Below are 20,111 nucleotides of genomic sequence, written 5' to 3' on the forward strand. Positions count from 1 at the left end.
CACAAAAAAAATCTGCAAAAAATTGCGTTTCAGTTCTTTGAGTAGGACAAATTTTCCCGGAGTGTCCGAATAATACGACCTTTTTTCCGATAGTCTTTTTAACGAACGATTAAACCAACGATTTAACCAACAAATAAATCGGCATAACTGACAGTTATCCGGCTGATTATTTGTTGGTTCGGTGCTTTTTTACCTCTAAAGAAAGAAGCACGGCACGGACAAACGTACAGAGATTGAATAAATAGCTGATATAAATAAATTGGCATAGACAGAATTATGACAATGAAACGAATACTGTTATTATTTCTTTTATTCTGCGGCGGGTATGTTCATGCGCAAGAGTTGGACTCGGCCCGTATCCATTACCGGCAGGGCCACAGGGAAGTGGACATGCTCTTCCGGGACAACCGCGCGGAACTGGAGCGTTTTATCCGCACCCTGCGTGAAGAACACGGTGCGGACCGCCTTGAAAGCGTCGTGATACGCTCGTGGGCATCGCCCGAAGGTGTGAACCGTCTCAACGGGGTGCTGTCAGAGCGCAGGGCCGACTCCCTGAAATCCTATCTCGTGCGCCACGCCGGAATCCCCGACAGTTTGATCTGCATACATGGAGAAGGTATTGCGTGGGACATGCTGCGCCAAATGGTCGCCGCCTCGGACATATTATACAAGGAAGAGGTGCTGCATATCCTTGACCATACGCCCGTATGGGTGTTCGACAAGGCAGGTCGCGTAGTGGACGGACGCAAGAAACAGCTCATGGACCTGCGGGGCGGTATGCCGTACACCTACATGCTGGAGAATTTCTTTCCCGAACTGCGCTCCAGCCTCTCGGTGGCCTGCTACCGGAAACCCGAACCGCCCGTAAAAGTCATTTCCCAAAAAGAGACGAAAGTGAAAGAGCCGGAACCGGCCCTGCAACCCGATAGCGTGGCGGAACCGGCCTCCGAGCCGGCAACGGTGCGGAAGGAAGCGACCGTGCAACCGCATAGACCGACAGTACAGCGGTTGGCCGTTAAGACCAACCTGCTCTACGATGCGATACTGATGCCTTCGCTCGAAGTGGAGTACCGTATCGCCGACCGTTGGACGGTGAACCTCGAAGGCGACATGGCATGGTGGAATAATGACGGCAAGCACAAATGTTACCAAGTAGCTACAATCAGCCCGGAGGGACGCTGGTGGTTCGGACAGAAGCAAGGCAGCCCGTGGCACGGCCACTACCTCGGCGTGTTCGGCGGCTTCACGTGGTACGACCTTGAAAACGGCAAAGAGGGCTATCAGGGCGAGGCCGAAATGGTGGGTGTCAGCTACGGCTACATGTTCCCCATCGGACGGCGGCTCTCGCTGGAAGCCGGTATCGGTCTGGGGTACATGCACAGCAAGTACGAAGAATATCTTCCCATCGACGGGCACTACGTGTACCAGCAGACAAACCGAATGAATTACTTCGGTCCGTTGAAACTGAAGTTTGCCCTTGTGTGGCGGTTGTGGGATACCGATAAAAAGAAAGGAGGCGCACGATGAAAGCAACGCTACGATATACCCTCATGGGGCTTACGTTTGCAGGATTGACATTCCTTTCCACGAGCTGCCGGAAAGACCTGTGTTACGACCACGACGAGCATGGTCTTTCCGTGAAGGTGAATCTCTCTTCCGACTGGGAACAGGAATGGGAACGTACTTACGCCTATGACTGGGAAAAATTGTGGGAAGAGGACTGGAAGTACGACTATGAAGATTTGTGTCCTGCTCCGGCCGACGGAATACGTGTCCAAGTCTATACCAGCGACGGACAGCGTATAGAGAGCAATCTGCCCGATGAAGGAGGACGGATCGCCATGCCGGAAGGCACGCACGAACTGTTGTTCTACAACAATGATACGGAATATATCGTGTTCGATGGCGTGGCCGCTTCGGAATCCGCCACAGCCACCACACGCGGCGTGACCCGGAGTTCTTTCCATGAATTGCACGCGGGGGAACGTACCGTGAACCAGCCCGACATGCTTTACGGGGCATACATGGAAGAATACACGGCAGAAAAAACACTTGCCCCGACGGAGCTGCCGGTTACCTTGCGTCCATTGGTTTACACCTATATGATACGTTACGAGTTCGAAAGCGGACAACAATACGTGGCCTTGGCACGCGGAGCCTTGGCAGGCATGGCCGAAACGGTCTATCTGAACGATGGGCATACCGGAGAAACCGCAGCCACGGTAATGTTCGACTGTACGCTGGAAGATTACGGAGCGGAAGCGCTGGTACAGTCGTTCGGCGTACCCGACTATCCGGGTGAACATTACGGACGAAACGGTACGGACGGGCGAAGGTACAGCCTGAACTTGGAGGTGAGAATGGTGAACGGCAAGTTCAAGACCTTCGAGTTCGATGTCACAGACCAAGTGAAAGGACAACCACGGGGTGGCGTTATCGTCGTGAGCGGGCTGTCGATTTCCAACGACGAGGGGCTGGAAGGCGGAGGCAGCTTTGACGTAGATGTGGACGGCTGGGGAGAATGGGTGGACATACCGCTGCCCATTGACTGAAACGAATAAAACAACAGGTACTAAATAACCAAATTTTTAATTTAATTTTTTACATCTTATGAAGAAAAGTTTTTTTGTGCTTGGAGTGGCTGTAGCAGCACTGGCAAGCTGTACGAACGAAGAAGTTGTGGATATGCCGCAGAGCCGGGCGATCCAGTTCGGAACTTTCGTGAACCATTCAACGAGAAGTAGTGTGACTGAAACAACGGAGCAGAATCTTCAGAAGTTCTTCGTATTCGGAAACTATGATGATTCATGGACTTCCGTATATACCAATGTTCAGGTAGACGGAGGCACTGTAGGAGCGGAGGGGACGGTTTGGAATCCCACACAGACTGCTTATTGGATAAATGGCAAGAAGTACCGTTTTGGCGCTTACTCCAATGGTGGTAATAAAATTGAGAATGCAGAGTTTAATGCAACCTCTCGAGTGTTGACATTCCCAAATTACTCGGTAGACAATACGAAAGATTTGATTGTGGCTATACCCCAAGAGGTGACTGCAAAAGAAGCTAATAATGGTCCGGTAAACTTATCTTTCTACCATATGTTGTCGCAGGTGAAGTTCACGTTCAAGAACACGGACGCTTATGACTACACCATGAAAATCTCCGACATCAAGGTGAATGCAGTAAAAACAACTAATGTTACAGCGACTTATGCCGAAAGCGGGAAACCAGATATCAATTGGACTACTCAAAGTGTTTCAACAGAGGACTATGATTTCGGAGCATTAGGGGATATTGCCGAAGAATTTAAGGACGCTACCCACACTACGACCTGCTTTGTCATTCCACAAAGCAACGAAAATCTGGAAGTAACCTTTACCGCAACTTTCTATGATGCAGCAAATAAACAATTAAGTGAAAATCAGTTCAAAGGAAAATTGGCATATAAAGGCGATGTTAGCGGCACAGTACAGAACCAATGGACTGAAGGTTTCAAATATAACTATACAGTAGAAATCAACGGTAGCACGATTGATCCGGAGTTGAAGGAGCAGGTAATTGAGTTCAAAGTTATTGATGTAGATGAATGGGCTGACGCATCAAATAGTGATGTAACCCCGGAAAACGCCGGAGAGTAATCGCTTGCATCAATAGCCGAAAAGACATCACATCAGGCTATGAGGGGTTGAATGTCCCCTCATAGCCACTAACGGGAGTGTTGCTCCTTATTTACGCTACCGGTAGCGTCAGAAATAACCGGATATAAAGAAACAATGTATGATTATGAATAACAACCTATTCAAAACCTTGTTCATACCGGCTGTCGCCTGCCTGCTGGGAGCCTGTACGGAAAGCACGGGCCCGGACATGGAAACAAGCGGCAACAGCGGGGCGATCCGTTTTGCCGGTCCCGCCGTGACACGGGCCGCCATCGACGACGCGGACGGAATGTTGACCGATGGAAACTCGTTCAGCGTATGGGGGAACTACACCGACGGAACGGGCGGTACGGCCACGAGCGTGTTTAACGCCGAAAAAGTGACATACGTTTCCGGCATGTGGGGTTACGAGGGCACGAGATACTGGCTCCCCGGTAATACCTACGACTTCTACGCCCTTTATCCGTCTGTGGAAACGCTGGGCGATGCCGTGTCCTCCGCCACCTGCACGGACGGCACATTTACCGTCAAGGGCTTCGACGCCACGAAAGGACACGACCTGATGACGGCGAAAAAGACGGGTATCTCCGTCATGGCAGGCCAGACAGAGCCTCCCGGTCCGGTAGCCCTCAAATTCCAACATTTGCTGGCACGCATCACCTTTGCGGCACGCAGTGAGGGTGGCAACGCCACGGTACATTCCATCTCCCTTGAGGGGCTGGATGTCAAGGGAGATTACGACAGCGGCAAGGAACCCCTGTGGAGCAACACGGCAGAGGGAACCGTCAGCGTGGAGAAAGAGACTTCCGTAACTCCAGCCGGAAATGCGGACGTGTCGGGCGACCTGCTACTCATTCCGCAATCGCTCACGGACGGGGTGAAACTGACTGTCACCTACGATACCGATGCCGAGAGGGGAAAGACCGCTTCCTACACCTTGCCTGCCACCACCGTGAGCATGTGGGAGGCGGCGAACCATTACCGTTACTCGTTCACCCTCACCGGCGGAGGCTATATCGTGTTCGACCCGCCCACGGTCAACGCATGGAGCGACGCCATAGGCGGGAACGTAACCATCGACGTGACCCAATAACCCAATTATAAGCTATCTGTAACTTGACGATAAAATGAACATCCAAATGAAGCAACGATACATACTTCCGGCTCTCCTGCTTCTCTGCTCCGCCTGCCAGCAGGAGGAATGGGCGCAGCCCGAAGCCGACAGTCCCGACGCCATCCACTTTGCCGCCCCGGTCATTACCGTGGAGAAACTCACCCGGAGCACGTTCCACGACGCATTCCCCACCGGCGGCACGTTCGGCGTACTGGGCTACTGCGTGCCTTATCAGCGTGGCAGTAACACCGAAAAGGACTGGGCATCGGGCAGCGCGAACTGGGGTAACAAGAGCGGCAACGCCTTCCCCGACGTGTTCTTCAATCAAGCCGTCACCTACAACGGCTCGGCCTGCACTTATGACTATAATAACAGTGGCGGCCCGCGAAAATGGTACAACACGACGGAAAATCCGGCGGCGACCTCCCCCGACAGCTATCGGTACACCTTTTTCGCCTATTACCCGAAGGACGGTTTTACAGTGGAAAGTCCCGCCAGCGCCACCACACGGGGCGTGCCGAAACTGACGTTCACCATGCCGTTCGGCGAGACGGGCGATGTAGCGACTACCACGTTGAACGACATGCAGACACCCGACGCGATGGTTTCCGTCGTCTATAACCACCTGCGTACCACGGGGAACGTGGGCTTCAATTTCAGCCACATCATGACGGGCTTGGGCTTCGCCGTGAACAACTACAATTACGGAGATGAAAAGAAGGAAACTGTTACCGTCAAGCGTGTTACCTTGTCGGGCCACTTCACCCGCTCGATTACCATCGATTTCAGCAAGAATACCAACGAAGAGGGATTCTACACCTACAGCGGCACCTATCCCGGCACATACGAGATATATAACAACGAGACAGGGCTTGCAGTAGCTCCCAACAGTTCCGTCAGCCCGATAGGCGACAAGCACCTGCTTCTGTTGAGCAACGCCACGGACGGCACTTATTTCGGCAAGGACGTGGAGGTTTCCGTCGAATATACCTACAAAGGGGCGGATAAGACCGCTACAGCCGAACGTCCGACACAGTTCCAGCCCCGTGCGGGTGTCCGCTATACGGCGCAGCTCAACTTCGTGGGCGAAACCTTCGCGCTGAACTTTATTGCCGCCGATAACGAGTTCTGGGAAGACGGGGGCGACAGCGACGTCTCTATCCAATAAAACAACAACCGAAAACAGCATAAAGATGAAAAAGATACTTTATTATTTCCTGCCGGTGGCCTCCATGCTCTTGCCGGCAGCCTGCACCACGGAGGAGGACTTTGGCGGCGGTACCGTTCCGCCCGGCGACGGATTCACCATCGAGGCCGTCTGCCAGAACATGCTGCCGCAGCAAGTCGTCACCCGCTCGGCCATCGCCAAGGACGACAAGGAGAAGCGCATCAACCAGCTCTACCTGTTCTTCTTCGACGAAAACGGCGACTATCTGGAATCGAGCAACACGAAAGTATTCTCGCCGTATATGGCTCCGTCGGCGAATACGACCAATGTCAGCATTCCTACGGACGTGTTTAAAGATCCGGCACTCGCAAAAAAAACTACCATCTACGCTTTGGCCAACGTGACTCCGGAGGTGGTAACTGATGCCAACGGCGACGGTTATCCCGATAATTTCCCCCAATATAGCAAAGACGGGAAAAAGCCCAAGGAGCTGCTCGAAGCGTTCGTGTACGATCCTGCCAATTATACTCCTAACACCCGCGATGACATCACGACCCTGCCCAGCACGGGAATGCCGATGGCGGGCAAGAGCGCGACCGTGAACCTCACCGAGAAGGGAAGCCTCACGATGCAGCTCAAGGCACTGATGGCCCGCATCGACATCAACATCAGTATCGATTCCGACCACTCGGACGAGAGCGGACAACTGCCCCGCCTTTCCATTGCGGAATGGGGCGTGTACAACATGCCTACCGCCGTACCCCTGACCGAGCCTGCCGATGGCCAGACCAGCCTGACTACCGATGAGCCATACCGCAATGTAGAAAACATACAGAGCGATGCCGTCGTTTACAACCACGGCGGGGCCGCCTCCCTGACCTTCTACATGTTCGAGAACATGATTGAACCGGACGAAGATCCGGAAAACTATCAGTATCCGGCTGGAGTAGAGGACGATGTTGACAAGCAGCGGTGGAAGCCGAGACTTGTAGGCGAAAACAGTAAGGCTACCTATTTCAAGATGAGAGCCTACTACACTACCTATAACGGCGACCCCTCCCTGCCCGCAAATCAGGATAACACCACCATCGAGGCCGAATATACCTTCTATCTCGGAGGCAACCCGGTGAATGACTTCAAGGTGATACGCAACAGGCACTACGCCAACAACATCGTCATCAGCGGACTGACCCATGTGGGCAACAACCCGGACCACATCACCTTCGATGCCCGCGTCAACATCACCGAGCAGAACAACCCGTTCTACCTGTCCATGCTGCGCGAGCGTGACCACGACGCCCACTTCTGTATCACACCTTTGGACGTGTACCTCTTCGAGGAAGATGAGAATCCAAAGATGAAAGTCAGCATAGCCGACCCGGAAAGTCACACTTGGATACGCATGGAACGTGTGCCAGCCGAAAATATGGAGAATGGAACACTCTCTGCCGACATGAGTACAGATACCCATTTGGCGACCGGACAGAAATGGACTGCGGGAAACGGCAAACGCAAATACTTCACCACGGACTTGGTGACCAACACCCTTGCCCAAAACACCGAATACACCATCAGCAGGAGCCGTGACCGCATCTATTTCTACTTGGACGAAAACCTAAGCACGAAAGACCGCACCGCCACCGTCAACATCTCGTACACCGACAACAACACGCAGACGCCACGTACCCGTACCATTGAAATCGTACAGCACGGTCTGTTGCCGGTACAGTGGTATTATGAAGGCAGACTTCAAGGCACTATCTACGTGGAAGCCTATGAGGAATATATATCCCATTACGACCCCCTGAACGAGTTTGAAGGGGATTATATCTATGACGGTTTGGAATGGGGTTGTAATGGTGAATACATCGGAGGTCCGCTAAATAACGAATGGACGGAAGGAAACAAACATGGGGCGGCAGCTACCCGGCGCATTATTACCCAAGCTGGACAATCAGAAATGAACCTGAACGAAAAACCCCGCTCAGCGGCGGAATATTGCTATAACAAGAACAAGCGCAATGCCAATGGAGCCGTACAGGGCATGAGCAATTCTTCCGGTTGGTTCCTGCCCGGTATCTCCCAACTGGAAAGTATTCTTACCTCTTATTACAATACATACACGGAGTTCCAGAACAATTTCTACTGGTCATCGGCGGCAGCAAAAGATAGAACAGGAATATGGCCTGCGTATATCTATCCAGAGAGCACCAGCTATGCCCGTGCCACCAAGGCCCTGCCAGACGGTGGTTATGCAGAAAGTGATTGGGACGATATATACACGAATGATAACGGCACTACCGGTAAAGCACCCCGCATCAATAGACCTCTCCGCATCCGTGCAGCCTACGTACCGCCCAGTGGCGTAACTATCCAGTGACAACCGCCAAACTTTAATTCCGTGTCTTACTCACTGCCCGTCTGTAGGAAACCCCTCTACAGGCGGGCAGTGCTGTTTTTATTCTCCCGGTATGTCTTTGGCCTGTACAACCGACATGCACACGCACGTTTTATACGTCGGTCGGGATAGAAAAAGGTGTGACAATATCAAAAGAACCTATTCAACAAAAAGAGGTTTGTAGCCTCCCCAAAAGCCCCTCAAACCTATGGCAAAGGCATCAAGGGGCTTTTCTTCTATCAGCGAAACAGTAATAGACATTTGGGTTCGCGTTATCTGATTGTGTCGTCCGCAAAACACCTTCGGCGTCGGAACTTTATCTGTCATCCGACAGAAATACGATAATAAATATAGGATTTCTTTACCGCTTTTTATTTCTTCTTCAAGAAACGTTCCGTGAGCCATTTGCGCACCGGGAGATCATAGCACTTCAGGCAGGCATAGGCAAGCGCGAACGCCCCGACGAACGTGAGCAGCATGTAAGGAAGGCCTTCGGCAAGTGTCGCCTGACGGTTGAACGCCCATGCCGTATAAATATAGACCAGCGGATAGTGGGTGATATAGACGGGATAGGATATGTCGCCCAGAAACTTGCATACGGCAGCGGAGCGTTTGCCCGTTATCCTGCCTCCCGCTCCCATCGAGACGATAACCGGGAAAATGCAGATGATGCAGAAAGCCTCGTAAAGCCCGTTCATCCAATACCCGTCCTCCCCACCGATACGGGGCGCGGAAAGCACGGCGATTATCATCAGGCTGCACCACCCAAAAGCATTCTTGCGGGTGCGTATCAGCCAGCCAAGCCGGGACAGGAGCAGTCCGCCAAAGAAGGGGTACATCAGCCGGACCAGTCCCACGTACTGCTGTTCCCAGTTCAAAGCCCATCCGCCCACGATGTCGCCGGCAGGTGCGGTAAGGCAGCGGTGTACCGTGAAGCACGCCGCTATCGCCACGAGGACAGTCAATGCCGTCTTGCTGAACTTGCGGATGAACAAGGCGTACAATATGTTGCCGATGTATTCGTAGTAAAGCGACCATGCCGGCCCGTTCAGCGGGTGCATTTCCATCCATCCCCGGACGTCCCACTTCAGCGGCAGAGGCAGTAACGTACAACCCAGCAGCATGACCAGCAGCACCGCACCGGCGGACACGCCCTCCATTGCCGGATAACAGGGGGCATCCTGAAACCAAAAGAGCGCGGCTCCCACGATACTCCCCATGATCACCATAGGCTGTAGCCGGATAAGACGACGCTTGAAGAAGGTTCCCGTGCTCATCCGGTTCCAACGGTCATCGTATGCGTAGCCGATGACGAAACCCGAAAGCATGAAGAAGAAATCGACTGCCAGATAGCCATGATTGATAATCTGGTTCAGATGGTTGCCGCCGGAATGCGCTTCCAGCAGATGAAAGGCCACTACCATAGCAGCCGCCACACCGCGCAGTCCGTCCAGAATCTCGTAGTGCGGCTTCGAGGTCAGATAAGAGTTTTGCATGTTCATGAATTATACCGGTAAAAGACTGAATGCAAAGATAGTATATAATAAATAATTACGATGTTCGTTACCGATTAGAAAATATCAAACAGTCAGATTTCCGTTTAAAAAGAGAGCCGATCTTCACAGACAGGCTCTCCATAAACGAAAAAAAATGTTTTTATATCGTATGAACAAAAAGTATTATTTGAGATGCAGCATAACCTTTGTATGGCGGTTGGCCTCATTGGGCGCATAATCGGAAATGCCGCCTTGGTGAGTTTTGGTTATCTTGTCGCCCGACACCCCACGTTTGATTAATTCTTCAGCGATATAATCGGCTCTTGATGCACTCAAGACATTGTTTACGGATGCTGTTCCGGTCATACTGTCAGCTGCACCAATGACGCTTACCGATAACCCGTACTTCTTCGCTACTCTTGCCAACTCGTCGAGATTAAGCGTCTGGGAGGTATCCGTGAGACGCGCCGTATTGAGTTGGAAGAAGAAATACACGGGTGAGCCGATACACTCTTTTCCGTTCTGCATACGAGCCAAATATTGCATACAGAGTGTGTCTTGACCCGCACAAAGGGGAATTGTGTCGGCAGATTGTGTACCCTTCCCATCCAAGGGAGATTTCCCGTCCCACTTCCGGTTCTTAAGTCTCGCTTGAAGCGAGTTCAGACCGCTGTAATTGTTTTTGGGATAACGGTTGCCGTCGAATGCATCGTCGTCATCAAAAAGATGGCTGTACTTGTCGAGCAATCCTTCGATTTCCAGAATCTTTTTCAGCTCAGCGAGTGTCCGTCGGTCTCTGTCATGCTGCCCTGCATAAAGACGGTTCTCTTCCGACAAAGCATTTACGCGCTCGACAAGCCACTGATCGCGGCGGATATAAGGACTTGGGTCTATGGCGCGTTTCCAACCGACCCTGCCGATATGAAAAGAAAATCCGGCGGTAAGCGATAACATGTGGTCACCAAAACGGTTCTCCTTACCATACCCGTCGAAATCTTGGAAAGTGGTTGCGCCGGAGAGTTCCACGAGGGCGCTTACCCTTTTGGAAATCCGGTACTGCCCCTGTATACCATAAGAGACTGCAAACGGGTTATGCCCGTTGGTCGCATGATGCAGCAGCCCGATACCGGCAAAGGGAGCCAGATGCCAGCGTACCTGTTCCTGACGGGAATAACTGCCGCCGAGCACATTCCATAGCAGATCCGCATGGAGGTGGTGGTATTCCTGCACGGCCAGCGTACCGTCCTTGAACTGCAAGCCGCTATAATTTATGCGTGCGCCTACCCACGGGGTGAACCACTTGCCAATGGCAAGGCTATACGAGGGTTTCAACCTCCCGAACAGGTCTTCGCAGCCAAGCGGGGTGCCGAGAAAGGCCGTCGTGCCTCCGGCGATACTGACGAACCAGTTGCCGTTTCCCCGTGCCGGGACGACCACTCCGTCAAGATATGAGGGCTGTAACGGCTGCAGCAGTTCAGTGTCATCGTAACGGAACATGCAGCGTACAGTATCCTTCTCCGTGGGTTGTACATCCGCACGGGCTTGCAGCGTACAGAACGCCGCAAAGATAAAGATGATATTCTTTGTCATAATTCCAATTTTTTAATTGTAATCTATTCAGTTTTCAGGCAATCTTTGCCATTTATCGTTTGGGCTTTTTGCCGATGGCCGGACGCATCATGCGGCTCGCCATTCTCATGCAGCGGAGCGCCCATGCCCGGTTGTCCTCGTCGTCATCGCGTCCCCATTTGAGGTCACTGCCGCCACCACCTCCGCCACGTGTTTCGGCAAATGTAGTGGCATCATCGACCATGCCGAGGAACAACAGTGTGGCGCAGTGCATGACTTCCGTGCCTTGTTCTGCCACGGAGCGCACGAGGGTGCCATCGAACAGTTGCCGTTCGGAGGGCTTCATACGTGCCGACAGTTCCCGCCACTCATCGACCATGTTTTCCAGCATGGCATCCTTGAGCAGGCTGTCCACTTTGGAATGTACATCACGGGTGTATTCGTAGGCTTCTTCCTTAAGCTGTTCCGTGCGTTCCTGAATGGCATCCATATTCTCTTTGAGGTCGGAAAGCTGTCGGTCGGCAGTCTGTAACTTCTCCTGTTTGTCTGCCAGTTTCCCTTGGATAGCGACCAGTTCTTTTTCGAGTTTCTCTTTCTCGGCGGATATGGCCAAGGCATCGTCTTTTCGGGAGTTCATGTCATTTTCGAGTGCTGCCAGTTGGGCCTCCTTTTCGGATTTCTCTCGTCGCAGGTTTTCCACCATTGAAGTGAGACCCTTTACCCTGCGCTCTGCCAGCCGTATATCCGAATGAAGATCGGAAAGCACTTTTTGGTGGCGGTCAATATTCTCCTCGATAGTTGTACACTCTTCCGAGAGCATACGGCGGTATTCTTCCGTCGTCCTGTGCCGTGCGCCGGTCTCGGCGACGCTCCGGCCTCTCGCCATTCCCCATTTCGTGTTGACCTCGGCGAAAAAGTCCGTATGGAGCTGTTTCATTCTCGCACTATATTCGAACTTGTCCTTTCCGGCGAATATCTCCTTGTACGCAAACTTCCCGTCTTTGATTGGCAGAAGCGTGCAATGCACGTGCGGATTCAACTCGTCGAGGTGTACAATGAAGGCGGCAACATTCTGCTCTCCGTATCTGCCACAAACGAATGAATAGACATCCTTTGCCCAACGTTCGATGTCGCTCTTCCTTTTGATGCTGGTATTGTCCGCACCTTTTTCAAAATCCACCTTCTGCGTACCGAATGCGAGTTCGTGCATCCGCTCCCGCGAACCTCCAAAGATGATGTTTACCACCGTGCGGTATTTCGGTTCGATCAGTCCCTCGTTGGGGTCCTTTATTCCGCGACGGCCCAATATGTCCGCCATCCGTTCCGGGATATTACGGCTCGTGTCAATAGGGCGTATCTTGCCTCCGGACGCAATCTCGAAGTTCAGATGTTTGCGAGTGGGATCGTAGTTGCCCTTACTCATGGCGTACTTCTCTGCCTCTTTGCTGCGATTGCGCAGATGTTCGTTGCCTTGGGCGGCGGTGATTCCTTTCGACACTTGAACGTCAAGAACCTGTTTTGCATTTGCCATACTGCTTCCGTGTTATTTCGGACAATCCCCCGTGTCCCCAGCTTGCTGCTTGTACGGACACCCTTCCCACCGACGAATGTCGGTCGGGGTATTAGGCTCCCCCTTCCCTTTGTTCAGTGGCAGACGGGCAAGCCCGGATGCCTGCTATAACTGGAAGGATATTTGAACCTGAACCGGGGAGAATTGCCCGTGGTTATACAATCTTTGTCTGCGAATCCCTGTTCAACTTTCTTCCTGCGCCTTCGCTAAAAGCGATAGAAAGGGTTTACGAAGCGATTCGAGGCGTTCCGTCTCTTCGTCCATACCGAAATCCGTTCCATCCGGCTTTCCGTCGATAACAAGCTCTGCAAGCTCTTTCGAGGCTTCGATGAACGCCGCCCATTCCCCACCGAGATCGGACCGGAAGAACTGCACGAGCGGTGAGCCGTCGTCGAATCTCGACTTGCGCAGAACCCGCCATAGGGCGGCATGGGCGATACACTCCAAAACGGTCTCACGCAATTGTTCTTCTGATCGGAGGGTATGCACGGATGTCGTGCCGGAATGGTTGTCCGGATAGGCCCGGCTGTCCTGTCCGGTTATCTCCGCCAAGGTCTGACGCATGATTTGTCCGCATGATTTGCCGACATCGAAAGAAGTTGCTTTGCCAATCACCCAATCGTACAATATTCCTTGTATTCTTGTGGCAAAGTCCGTTTCTTTCTGCCCACTGTCCGGCATGTCAGGCGTGCCGATTCGCAGGTGCATGGTAATGATGACGCTTTTCGCCAGCCGGATACGTTCCAACTGCCCGAATGCTTCGAGCGTGTCCAGAAACGAGCGGACGGTGGCGCGGTGCCAATGCCACTCGGATGCAAGGTCGGAAACGGTCACATGGCACTGGCAGGGACCGAGGTCGTAGTCTTGTTTCCTTAAAAACGGGGAGACGAAACCTGCCAGCGATTTATCCAACAGGTCGCAGTAGGCTTCTGTTCTTGTTTTCCGCTCGCCGACTTTTTCTTTCAGATAGTCGAACACTTCCGTGTTGGCCAGTATGGTGGCGGGTGCTTCATTTCTATTTCTCATTTTCGTTCTGTTTTTGATGATTCATATCGTGCGGATTGTATGGACTGCCATTATCCGCATTATCATGGCAGTCTTGCGTGATGATACTATGATAACTGTCGGCTAATGCTCCGGGATATTCCAGCCATTCGAGGAATTTGCGCATGTCTGTCCTTTCGGACATGACCCTTGCCGACGGGTAGAACAGGGCAGCCAAAAGAATAAAGGCGATGGTTACGGACATCGTGTACAGATGCGGCACGAAGCCGATGACCAATGCCAAGAGCGCAAACCAGACGAAACGTTTCGGCCGGTCGAGCAAACAGCGCATCCATCGGTCCGCCCGCCGGAAAGAGGCCCATGCGGCACACACAATGGTGGATGGCACAACACCGAACTCGCCGGGGTGTCCGCTCGTATAGACATAATGGAAGAGGAGCAATACGATAAGCAGCACATGGGTGTACAACCTGCGGGCCTTTTCGCTCCATATCATTTTATCGTAGAATTTTGCCATGAAGTAACGTCTGCTCCTGTACAACAGTGCCGGAAGGACGACAGGCATTGCAAGAAACACAAACTGTAATATAATCCAAGTCATAACAGGTAATAGGGTTTTGAAGGTATGTGAACGGGCCGTACCACGAGTTCCAAGCGGACAATCCCGTGGGTGGCCAAGCGGATAATGTTCTCGGTGTCTTCAGCTGTCAGGGACGATGCGCCTTTCTTCATCCGGGACTTGAATATGCCGTTCTGCTTGCGGTATGTAGCCAGTGCCGCGTCCAGATCATGCTCCGGAATCGTCCACGTCATGCCCCGGTCGTATGTGCCATGCGGTTTGCAAGCACGCAGTACCAGCGTGCGGGAAACCAGGAAATCGGTCCGGTTGTTCCTCGGAATGACGTGCTCCTTGTAGAGGTTGTCATCGGCCACCTCTATCCATGTGCGGTATGTGTCGATGCAGAAAATCATCTGGCGATATATCGTGTTTCGCATAGGAACTGTTTTACATGAAATCCAACAGCACGTCTTCCAGCTCCTTCTTGTACTTGAAGCTGCCGTTTCCGGTGTGGAGTTTCAAGTCGAGAGACAGGTCGCCGTACATCAGTTCCAACGAATCGTAAACGGTCGCGATGACGCGGTTTACCTTACCGTCCGCGTCTGTCCGGGCGTTCATCTTGAACATTTGTCCGAAAGCGGGATTGGAGTAGGCACAGGTGCTATGACCGGATTTTTCCAATCCGACCGGCACATGGTGGTAGAGCGTGATCAGCTCCATGTCGTCCTCGAATATGTCCATGACCTCCTCCAAATCATAGGGGTCCCGCAACGGGAACGTGAGCAGAACGTAGTCGCCGTAAAACTGCGGCTCCTCCATTGTCGCCACATTGAGAAGCTGCGGCATTTGCAGGGGTACGAACGACATGAAGTCATCCAGAAAGTGTCGTAACATAATCATATATCGTTTATTTTATGAATAGGCTTTTACAAAGAGGCGATGAATATCTCCATGAGCATACCGGGCAGCTCGTCCAACCGGTTGTTCTCTGACGACAGGATTTTACGCAGTGTCTCGAAAGCGCCGGGTGTTTCGGTCGCAATCCGGTCGAGGGCTTTCTTATCCTCTGGGGAAAGAAGCGTCATACAGAGGCCGTCCAAGGAAGCGTAGGGCTGGAGTATCATCCAGATGTAGGCGTGCGCCTGTTCGGGTGTCGCGATTTCGCCCCGATGTATGTCGTCGAGACAGGTACGCACGTTCTGTATCAGTCGGCGGTCGGCACGCAGGGCCATGTATATCAGGGCCTCCTTGTAGGTAATCTCTTTGCGTCCGGCAGCGAGAAACACCTCGGAACAGCACTTCTCCGTGTCGCGGGTAATGTCGGCCATGTTTGCACTGCCGGAATCGTGCAGACCGGACAGAAAAGCGCGAAAAACGGCGTCTTCTTTCTCGATGAATCTCTTGAGGTCACGACTGTCGTGTATGCCGTTGTTCAGGGTTCCGGCAAGCAACTTACGATATGCCGACAGCGTTTGCTCCTTGTTGCCACGGTAGGCAGGCCGTTTATCCAGCGCTGCGAAAAACGGGCGGATCTCCTCGGCGGAACGGTGTAGTTCCACGTCTCCGGCATAGGGAGAGAACCGCTCTTTTAAGCTCAACACTTCCTTGTAGGTGCGCGGTTTCGACAGGGCCAACCGGGAAAGTTCCGAGCAAATGGAGTCGTGTAACAGACGACATTCTTCCCGTGTGCCGGAATGGGCCTGACGGGCCGTGTCCTGCCGAATGGCTGCAGCCACGGAATCTTTCAAGGTTTGCCATTCCCCGATACATACAGTCAGCTCTTCAAAGGAAAGTTCTTGGGACTTGCGTATCTCGGAGAGGTACTCTCTGTACAGACCGGCAGGCGTGTCTTGGGGTTCCGCCAGTGATTTGCCGTTCGGACTGTCGCATGACGGGAATGTGAAAACGGCAATCGAAGCGGCAGAAAGTCCAGCAATGGGAAGTATGATTTTTAAGTATGATTTTCTACTATTCATTGTTCAATTTTGAATTTTACAGCGCAAATCTAAGTATTATTTTCAAGATGGCAAGTGTTGAAATTTGTTTTATAAGCTATTTTTAACATTACACTTAATAGTTTGATTTTCAATGAAAACAAGTGAAAAAAACGGGAGATTTAAGTGCTTTATTCGATTTTCCGTTCAAAGTATGGTTTAGTTTAAAATAAAACTGTTATATTTGTACTTGTTATCATAGAAGTGTACAATGAGATGGCAAAAGTAGGTTACATATTTAAGGCGGATCGTTACGACGGGTTCGAGGCTGACAAAGAATGGATGCAGAAGTACGGCTGTGTACAAGTGATAGAGGAACCGGTCGAAAGCGAGGCGCTACGGCCTAAATGGAAACAGCTTGTGGCGAGCCTCGAAAGGGGTGACGAGGTAGTGGTGGCCAAATTCAGCAATGCCCTCCGAGGGTCGCGCGAACTGTCGGCTTTCATTGAGTTGTGCCGTATCAAGGTGGTACGCATCATATCCATCCATGACCGGATCGACTCACGGGGTAAACTGTTTCCCGAAACGACGGTTGCCGATGTGCTGGAGATGTTCGGGGCGCTTCCCGAAGAGGTGGCGATACTGCGATATTCGTCCGCACGTGTCTTGAACCTGCAACAGAACGCGAAGATTCCGAAGAAAACGATGAAGGCTATGGATAAGGCCGACAAGGAAAATACTATTGTTGACATGTATGTCAACGGCCATTCATTCGAGGACATCATGGCGGTAAGCGGGTACAGCAGTCGGAGTTCGGTATTCAGCGTGCTCCACAGGCATGGGGTAAAACTCAACAGGGGGAAATTCAGCGGCCCCTTGGGAACCCGGAAAAAGAAAAAGGACGACAGTCCGGCGGAAGAATAACCCGTAAAACGAAAAGGGCGGCGGCAACTACCGCTTATAAACGGTTTAACTGTCGGAAAACAAGATTGAAAGGGATTCGCACTCTTGGTAACAAACAGCAGATGTTTAATTTATTAATACAGGTTAAATAAAAACGTAGTATGGAAGTAATATTGATAATCGTTGTGTTCTGGGTAGTGGGTAAACTTCTGAAAGCGGTGTTCGGCGGTTTTAGCAAGAGCGACTACCGGCGTGACCAGTAACACGTATGAGGCAACGGCGGCATTGTCTTGCCGGTTCTTTCGTGTCAGGAGTCGGAATATGATTCGTATAAATCAAAAGATGAATGTAGATAAATGAAAACTTACCTTATCTTGTTTTTGGCTATCGTTTTTGAAACTGTAGCCACTTCTTTCTTGAAACAGAGCGAACAGTTTACCAAACTCGTTCCGTCCGTATTGACCGTTCTGGGGTACGCGGCGGCTTTCTATTGCTTGAGTGTCGTACTGAAGAGCATTCCGGTAGGCATAGCTTACGCCATTTGGTCGGGAGTGGGTATCATTCTTATCGCGCTTATCGGCTTTTTCGTTTTCAAACAGCACCTCGACCTGGCTGCCATCATCGGGCTGGTCCTGATTATTGCCGGAGTGGTCGTCATCAATGTCTTCTCCAACTCGGTCTCTCATTGATGGAAGTGTCCCGTCATTGTGTTCTATACCAAACGAAAAGAAAGAAATCATGTTTTTCATCAGCATGGTTTCTTTCTTTTTTCAGCATTATAGGAAGGAGTCAAATATATACATTCAACATAAGATACAAGTATGCCTTTTCGTCCTTACTGTTATGATGTTCAAGTTCGAATTGTACCTTATCTTCACGGGCCAACCAGCCAATAGCACTACCCAACTCGGCATCATCCATCCCTGTAATTTTCTTTATCTCTGAAAATTCCCATTTACGGAGATGGTCACTATTCAATAAACGCCAAACTTTACCAGCGTTCTCGCCAATGATGTATTTATCCATAAATTATAATATATTTATTGTTATATGTATATAATATGCTATGCAAATGTACAGTTTTGATAACGAATTATTGCTTACGACCCATTAATGTTTATTAATACATCATGCATTTGGCGGAATTTTTATTCCGGATAACTGCTCAGAATGCCGCTACCAATCTTTAAACTTTTTTGATAGCGGCATTTTACATGGAACCTAAATCCGAAAAAATTACCTGCAAATTATGGCACGTTGCCGGGAATATATCCAAAATGTAACGACAATCACTAAAGTCGTCAGAATTTCAGACAACGGTAAGGCGAGCCAAATTCCTTTTACTCCCATTATGGCAGGTAATGCCATGAAGCACGGAACCAGAAAAACAAGTCCGCGCAAGACAGCAAATGTGATGGCCGGCTTTACTTGTTCCATGCTCTGATAATATCCGATAATGGAGAGGTTCAAAATAAAGAAGATGAACCCCGTGCCATAATAAGGGAATCCTTCTATCGCTATGCGTGCGGCAGTATTGTCAATGCGCAAGAATAGTCCGACAAGCAATTCAGGAAACAGGATAAAGGCGGCAGTAGAAATGACTCCGCAAACTAATGCCGCAAACACGGAAACGCGTAAGGCGGAACGAACTCTTTCCGTGCTTCCTGTGCCGAAATTGTAACTGATAATAGGCTGGGCAGATTGGGCAATGGCGTTACCTATCATGAAGACGAACGGGAGATAATAACAGCTTACTCCGAAAGCACCTACTCCGTCATCTCCCAAATGGCGCATGAATACCTGGTTGCCGATGAACAGCAATATCGCCATTGTCAATTCGCCTAACAAGGCGGATGATCCTATCTTACACTGCATTCCTATATCATGGAAGAAGAATAAAATCTTTTTTCTACCCGGACGAAGAGAATGCAAACGAGTGTCACGGGCATAGAACAACAAGTAACCCATCGCCACCGCTGCCCCGGCCAAACAACTCAGGGAGGTAGCAAATGCCGCCCCCATCACTCCCCAGCCCAGCGGGAAGATGAACAGCCAGTCGAGAACGACATTCACCGCTGCGGCTATGATGCTGCACCACATGGCGAGTTTCGGAGCGCCGTCCAGGCGCATGGCAAACAAGGCGACGGCAATCCACAACTCGAACAGCAGAGACGGGGAAAACCAGACCAGATAATCGACAACCAGCGGCAGCAAATGCTCCGACGAGCCAAGCATACGGGCGGTTTCTTCGGGAAACGCCAGAATGAATCCTCCGACGGTTACGGATATGAGCGTCACGAAAAGCATGGCTTGGGTGATGGTCGCACGTGCCAAAACGGTTTTTCCTTTCGACAAGTAAATGGAAGCGATTACGGAACAACCTGCCCCCATCATCAGTCCAACACCCATGAGTGACATCAGTAGAGGGACGCAGATATTTACAGCTGCAATCCCGTCGCTGCCCACGCCGTGTCCCACGAAAATCCCGTCGATAGTCGTTACCGCCGACATACTCAACATTCCCAACAGAGTGGGGAAAAACAGTTTCTTAAACAGAACGGAAACTCTCTCATTCCCAAAATCAATCACTTTTTCTTTCATACGTCTTTGTATTTTATATTATATGGTTTACTTCCGGCAGAAAACGACGGAAGCCGGATAAGACGATGGTTTTACCCAGTCATCTTATCCGGCTTCCATAGCCCTCCGATGAGGATTATAAAATGTCCTTTGCG

18 protein-coding genes are annotated in these 20,111 nt (G+C 51.1%); 8 read left to right on the plus strand and 10 right to left on the minus strand.

Going from position 1 to position 20,111, the window contains the following annotated elements; genetic code table 11:
- The first annotated feature begins 276 nt into the window (after positions 1–276).
- From H8S52_RS00935 to H8S52_RS00960, 6 genes are all read left to right on the plus strand, one after another.
- A complete protein-coding gene (locus tag H8S52_RS00935; protein ID WP_007571972.1) occupies positions 277–1,527 on the plus strand; it encodes a DUF3575 domain-containing protein in 1,251 nt (416 codons plus the stop codon).
- On the plus strand, positions 1,524–2,552 hold the full coding sequence (locus H8S52_RS00940) for a DUF5119 domain-containing protein (RefSeq protein WP_007571970.1): 1,029 nt from the start codon (positions 1,524–1,526) through the stop codon (positions 2,550–2,552). The genes H8S52_RS00935 and H8S52_RS00940 overlap by 4 nt, the downstream gene beginning before the upstream one ends.
- 58 nt (positions 2,553–2,610) lie before the next feature.
- Complete coding sequence (locus H8S52_RS00945) at positions 2,611–3,639, plus strand: fimbrillin family protein (RefSeq protein WP_007571968.1); 1,029 nt, start codon at positions 2,611–2,613, stop codon at positions 3,637–3,639.
- 145 nt (positions 3,640–3,784) lie between these two features.
- Positions 3,785–4,753, plus strand: coding sequence for a fimbrillin family protein (locus tag H8S52_RS00950; protein ID WP_225719302.1), 969 nt, complete (start codon positions 3,785–3,787; stop codon positions 4,751–4,753).
- A 46-nt stretch (positions 4,754–4,799) separates the two neighbouring features.
- Positions 4,800–5,942 carry a fimbrillin family protein gene (locus H8S52_RS00955; protein WP_225719301.1) on the plus strand — a complete coding sequence of 381 codons (1,143 nt, stop codon included), beginning with the start codon at positions 4,800–4,802 and terminating at the stop codon, positions 5,940–5,942.
- Positions 5,943–5,967: 25 nt separating this feature from the next.
- On the plus strand, positions 5,968–8,322 hold the full coding sequence (locus tag H8S52_RS00960) for a DUF4906 domain-containing protein (RefSeq protein WP_007571963.1): 2,355 nt from the start codon (positions 5,968–5,970) through the stop codon (positions 8,320–8,322).
- Between the two features lie 389 nt (positions 8,323–8,711).
- On the opposite strand, the gene H8S52_RS00965 is transcribed toward H8S52_RS00960, so the two are convergent.
- From H8S52_RS00965 to H8S52_RS01000, 8 genes are all read right to left on the minus strand, one after another.
- On the minus strand, positions 8,712–9,842 hold the full coding sequence (locus H8S52_RS00965) for an acyltransferase (RefSeq protein WP_007571958.1): 1,131 nt from the start codon (positions 9,840–9,842) through the stop codon (positions 8,712–8,714).
- 177 nt (positions 9,843–10,019) lie between these two features.
- On the minus strand, positions 10,020–11,426 hold the full coding sequence (locus tag H8S52_RS00970; protein ID WP_007571956.1) for an OmpA family protein: 1,407 nt from the start codon (positions 11,424–11,426) through the stop codon (positions 10,020–10,022).
- Positions 11,427–11,478: 52 nt separating this feature from the next.
- A complete protein-coding gene (gene mobV, locus H8S52_RS00975; RefSeq protein ID WP_007571955.1) occupies positions 11,479–12,936 on the minus strand; it encodes a MobV family relaxase in 1,458 nt (485 codons plus the stop codon).
- Positions 12,937–13,158: 222 nt separating this feature from the next.
- Positions 13,159–14,001 (minus strand): hypothetical protein, encoded by an 843-nt coding sequence (locus H8S52_RS00980; RefSeq protein ID WP_008654966.1) that lies wholly within the window; start codon positions 13,999–14,001, stop codon positions 13,159–13,161.
- Complete coding sequence (locus tag H8S52_RS00985) at positions 13,991–14,581, minus strand: hypothetical protein (protein WP_007571950.1); 591 nt, start codon at positions 14,579–14,581, stop codon at positions 13,991–13,993. The genes H8S52_RS00980 and H8S52_RS00985 overlap by 11 nt, the downstream gene beginning before the upstream one ends.
- Entirely contained in the window at positions 14,578–14,976 is a 399-nt protein-coding gene (locus H8S52_RS00990) for a hypothetical protein (protein ID WP_171059043.1), read from the minus strand. The genes H8S52_RS00985 and H8S52_RS00990 overlap by 4 nt, the downstream gene beginning before the upstream one ends.
- Before the next feature lie 10 nt (positions 14,977–14,986).
- Complete coding sequence (locus tag H8S52_RS00995; RefSeq protein WP_007571948.1) at positions 14,987–15,439, minus strand: hypothetical protein; 453 nt, start codon at positions 15,437–15,439, stop codon at positions 14,987–14,989.
- A 26-nt stretch (positions 15,440–15,465) separates the two neighbouring features.
- Positions 15,466–16,515: a hypothetical protein gene (locus H8S52_RS01000; RefSeq protein ID WP_007571947.1), complete on the minus strand. Its 1,050-nt coding sequence runs from the start codon at positions 16,513–16,515 to the stop codon at positions 15,466–15,468.
- Positions 16,516–16,749: 234 nt separating this feature from the next.
- Between H8S52_RS01000 and H8S52_RS01005 the strand changes: the two genes are divergently transcribed.
- Both H8S52_RS01005 and H8S52_RS01010 read left to right on the plus strand, forming a co-directional pair.
- Entirely contained in the window at positions 16,750–17,397 is a 648-nt protein-coding gene (locus H8S52_RS01005; RefSeq protein ID WP_007571946.1) for a recombinase family protein, read from the plus strand.
- A 335-nt stretch (positions 17,398–17,732) separates the two neighbouring features.
- On the plus strand, positions 17,733–18,065 hold the full coding sequence (locus H8S52_RS01010; RefSeq protein WP_008654963.1) for a multidrug efflux SMR transporter: 333 nt from the start codon (positions 17,733–17,735) through the stop codon (positions 18,063–18,065).
- A gap of 100 nt (positions 18,066–18,165) precedes the next feature.
- On the opposite strand, the gene H8S52_RS01015 is transcribed toward H8S52_RS01010, so the two are convergent.
- Positions 18,166–18,402 carry a winged helix-turn-helix domain-containing protein gene (locus tag H8S52_RS01015; protein ID WP_007571944.1) on the minus strand — a complete coding sequence of 79 codons (237 nt, stop codon included), beginning with the start codon at positions 18,400–18,402 and terminating at the stop codon, positions 18,166–18,168.
- A gap of 210 nt (positions 18,403–18,612) precedes the next feature.
- Entirely contained in the window at positions 18,613–19,977 is a 1,365-nt protein-coding gene (locus H8S52_RS01020; protein WP_007571943.1) for an MATE family efflux transporter, read from the minus strand.
- Positions 19,978–20,111 lie beyond the last annotated feature (134 nt).

Origin of the sequence: Bacteroides sp. NSJ-48, from assembly GCF_014287405.1 — a bacterium.
GTDB lineage: Bacteria > Bacteroidota > Bacteroidia > Bacteroidales > Bacteroidaceae > Bacteroides > Bacteroides stercoris.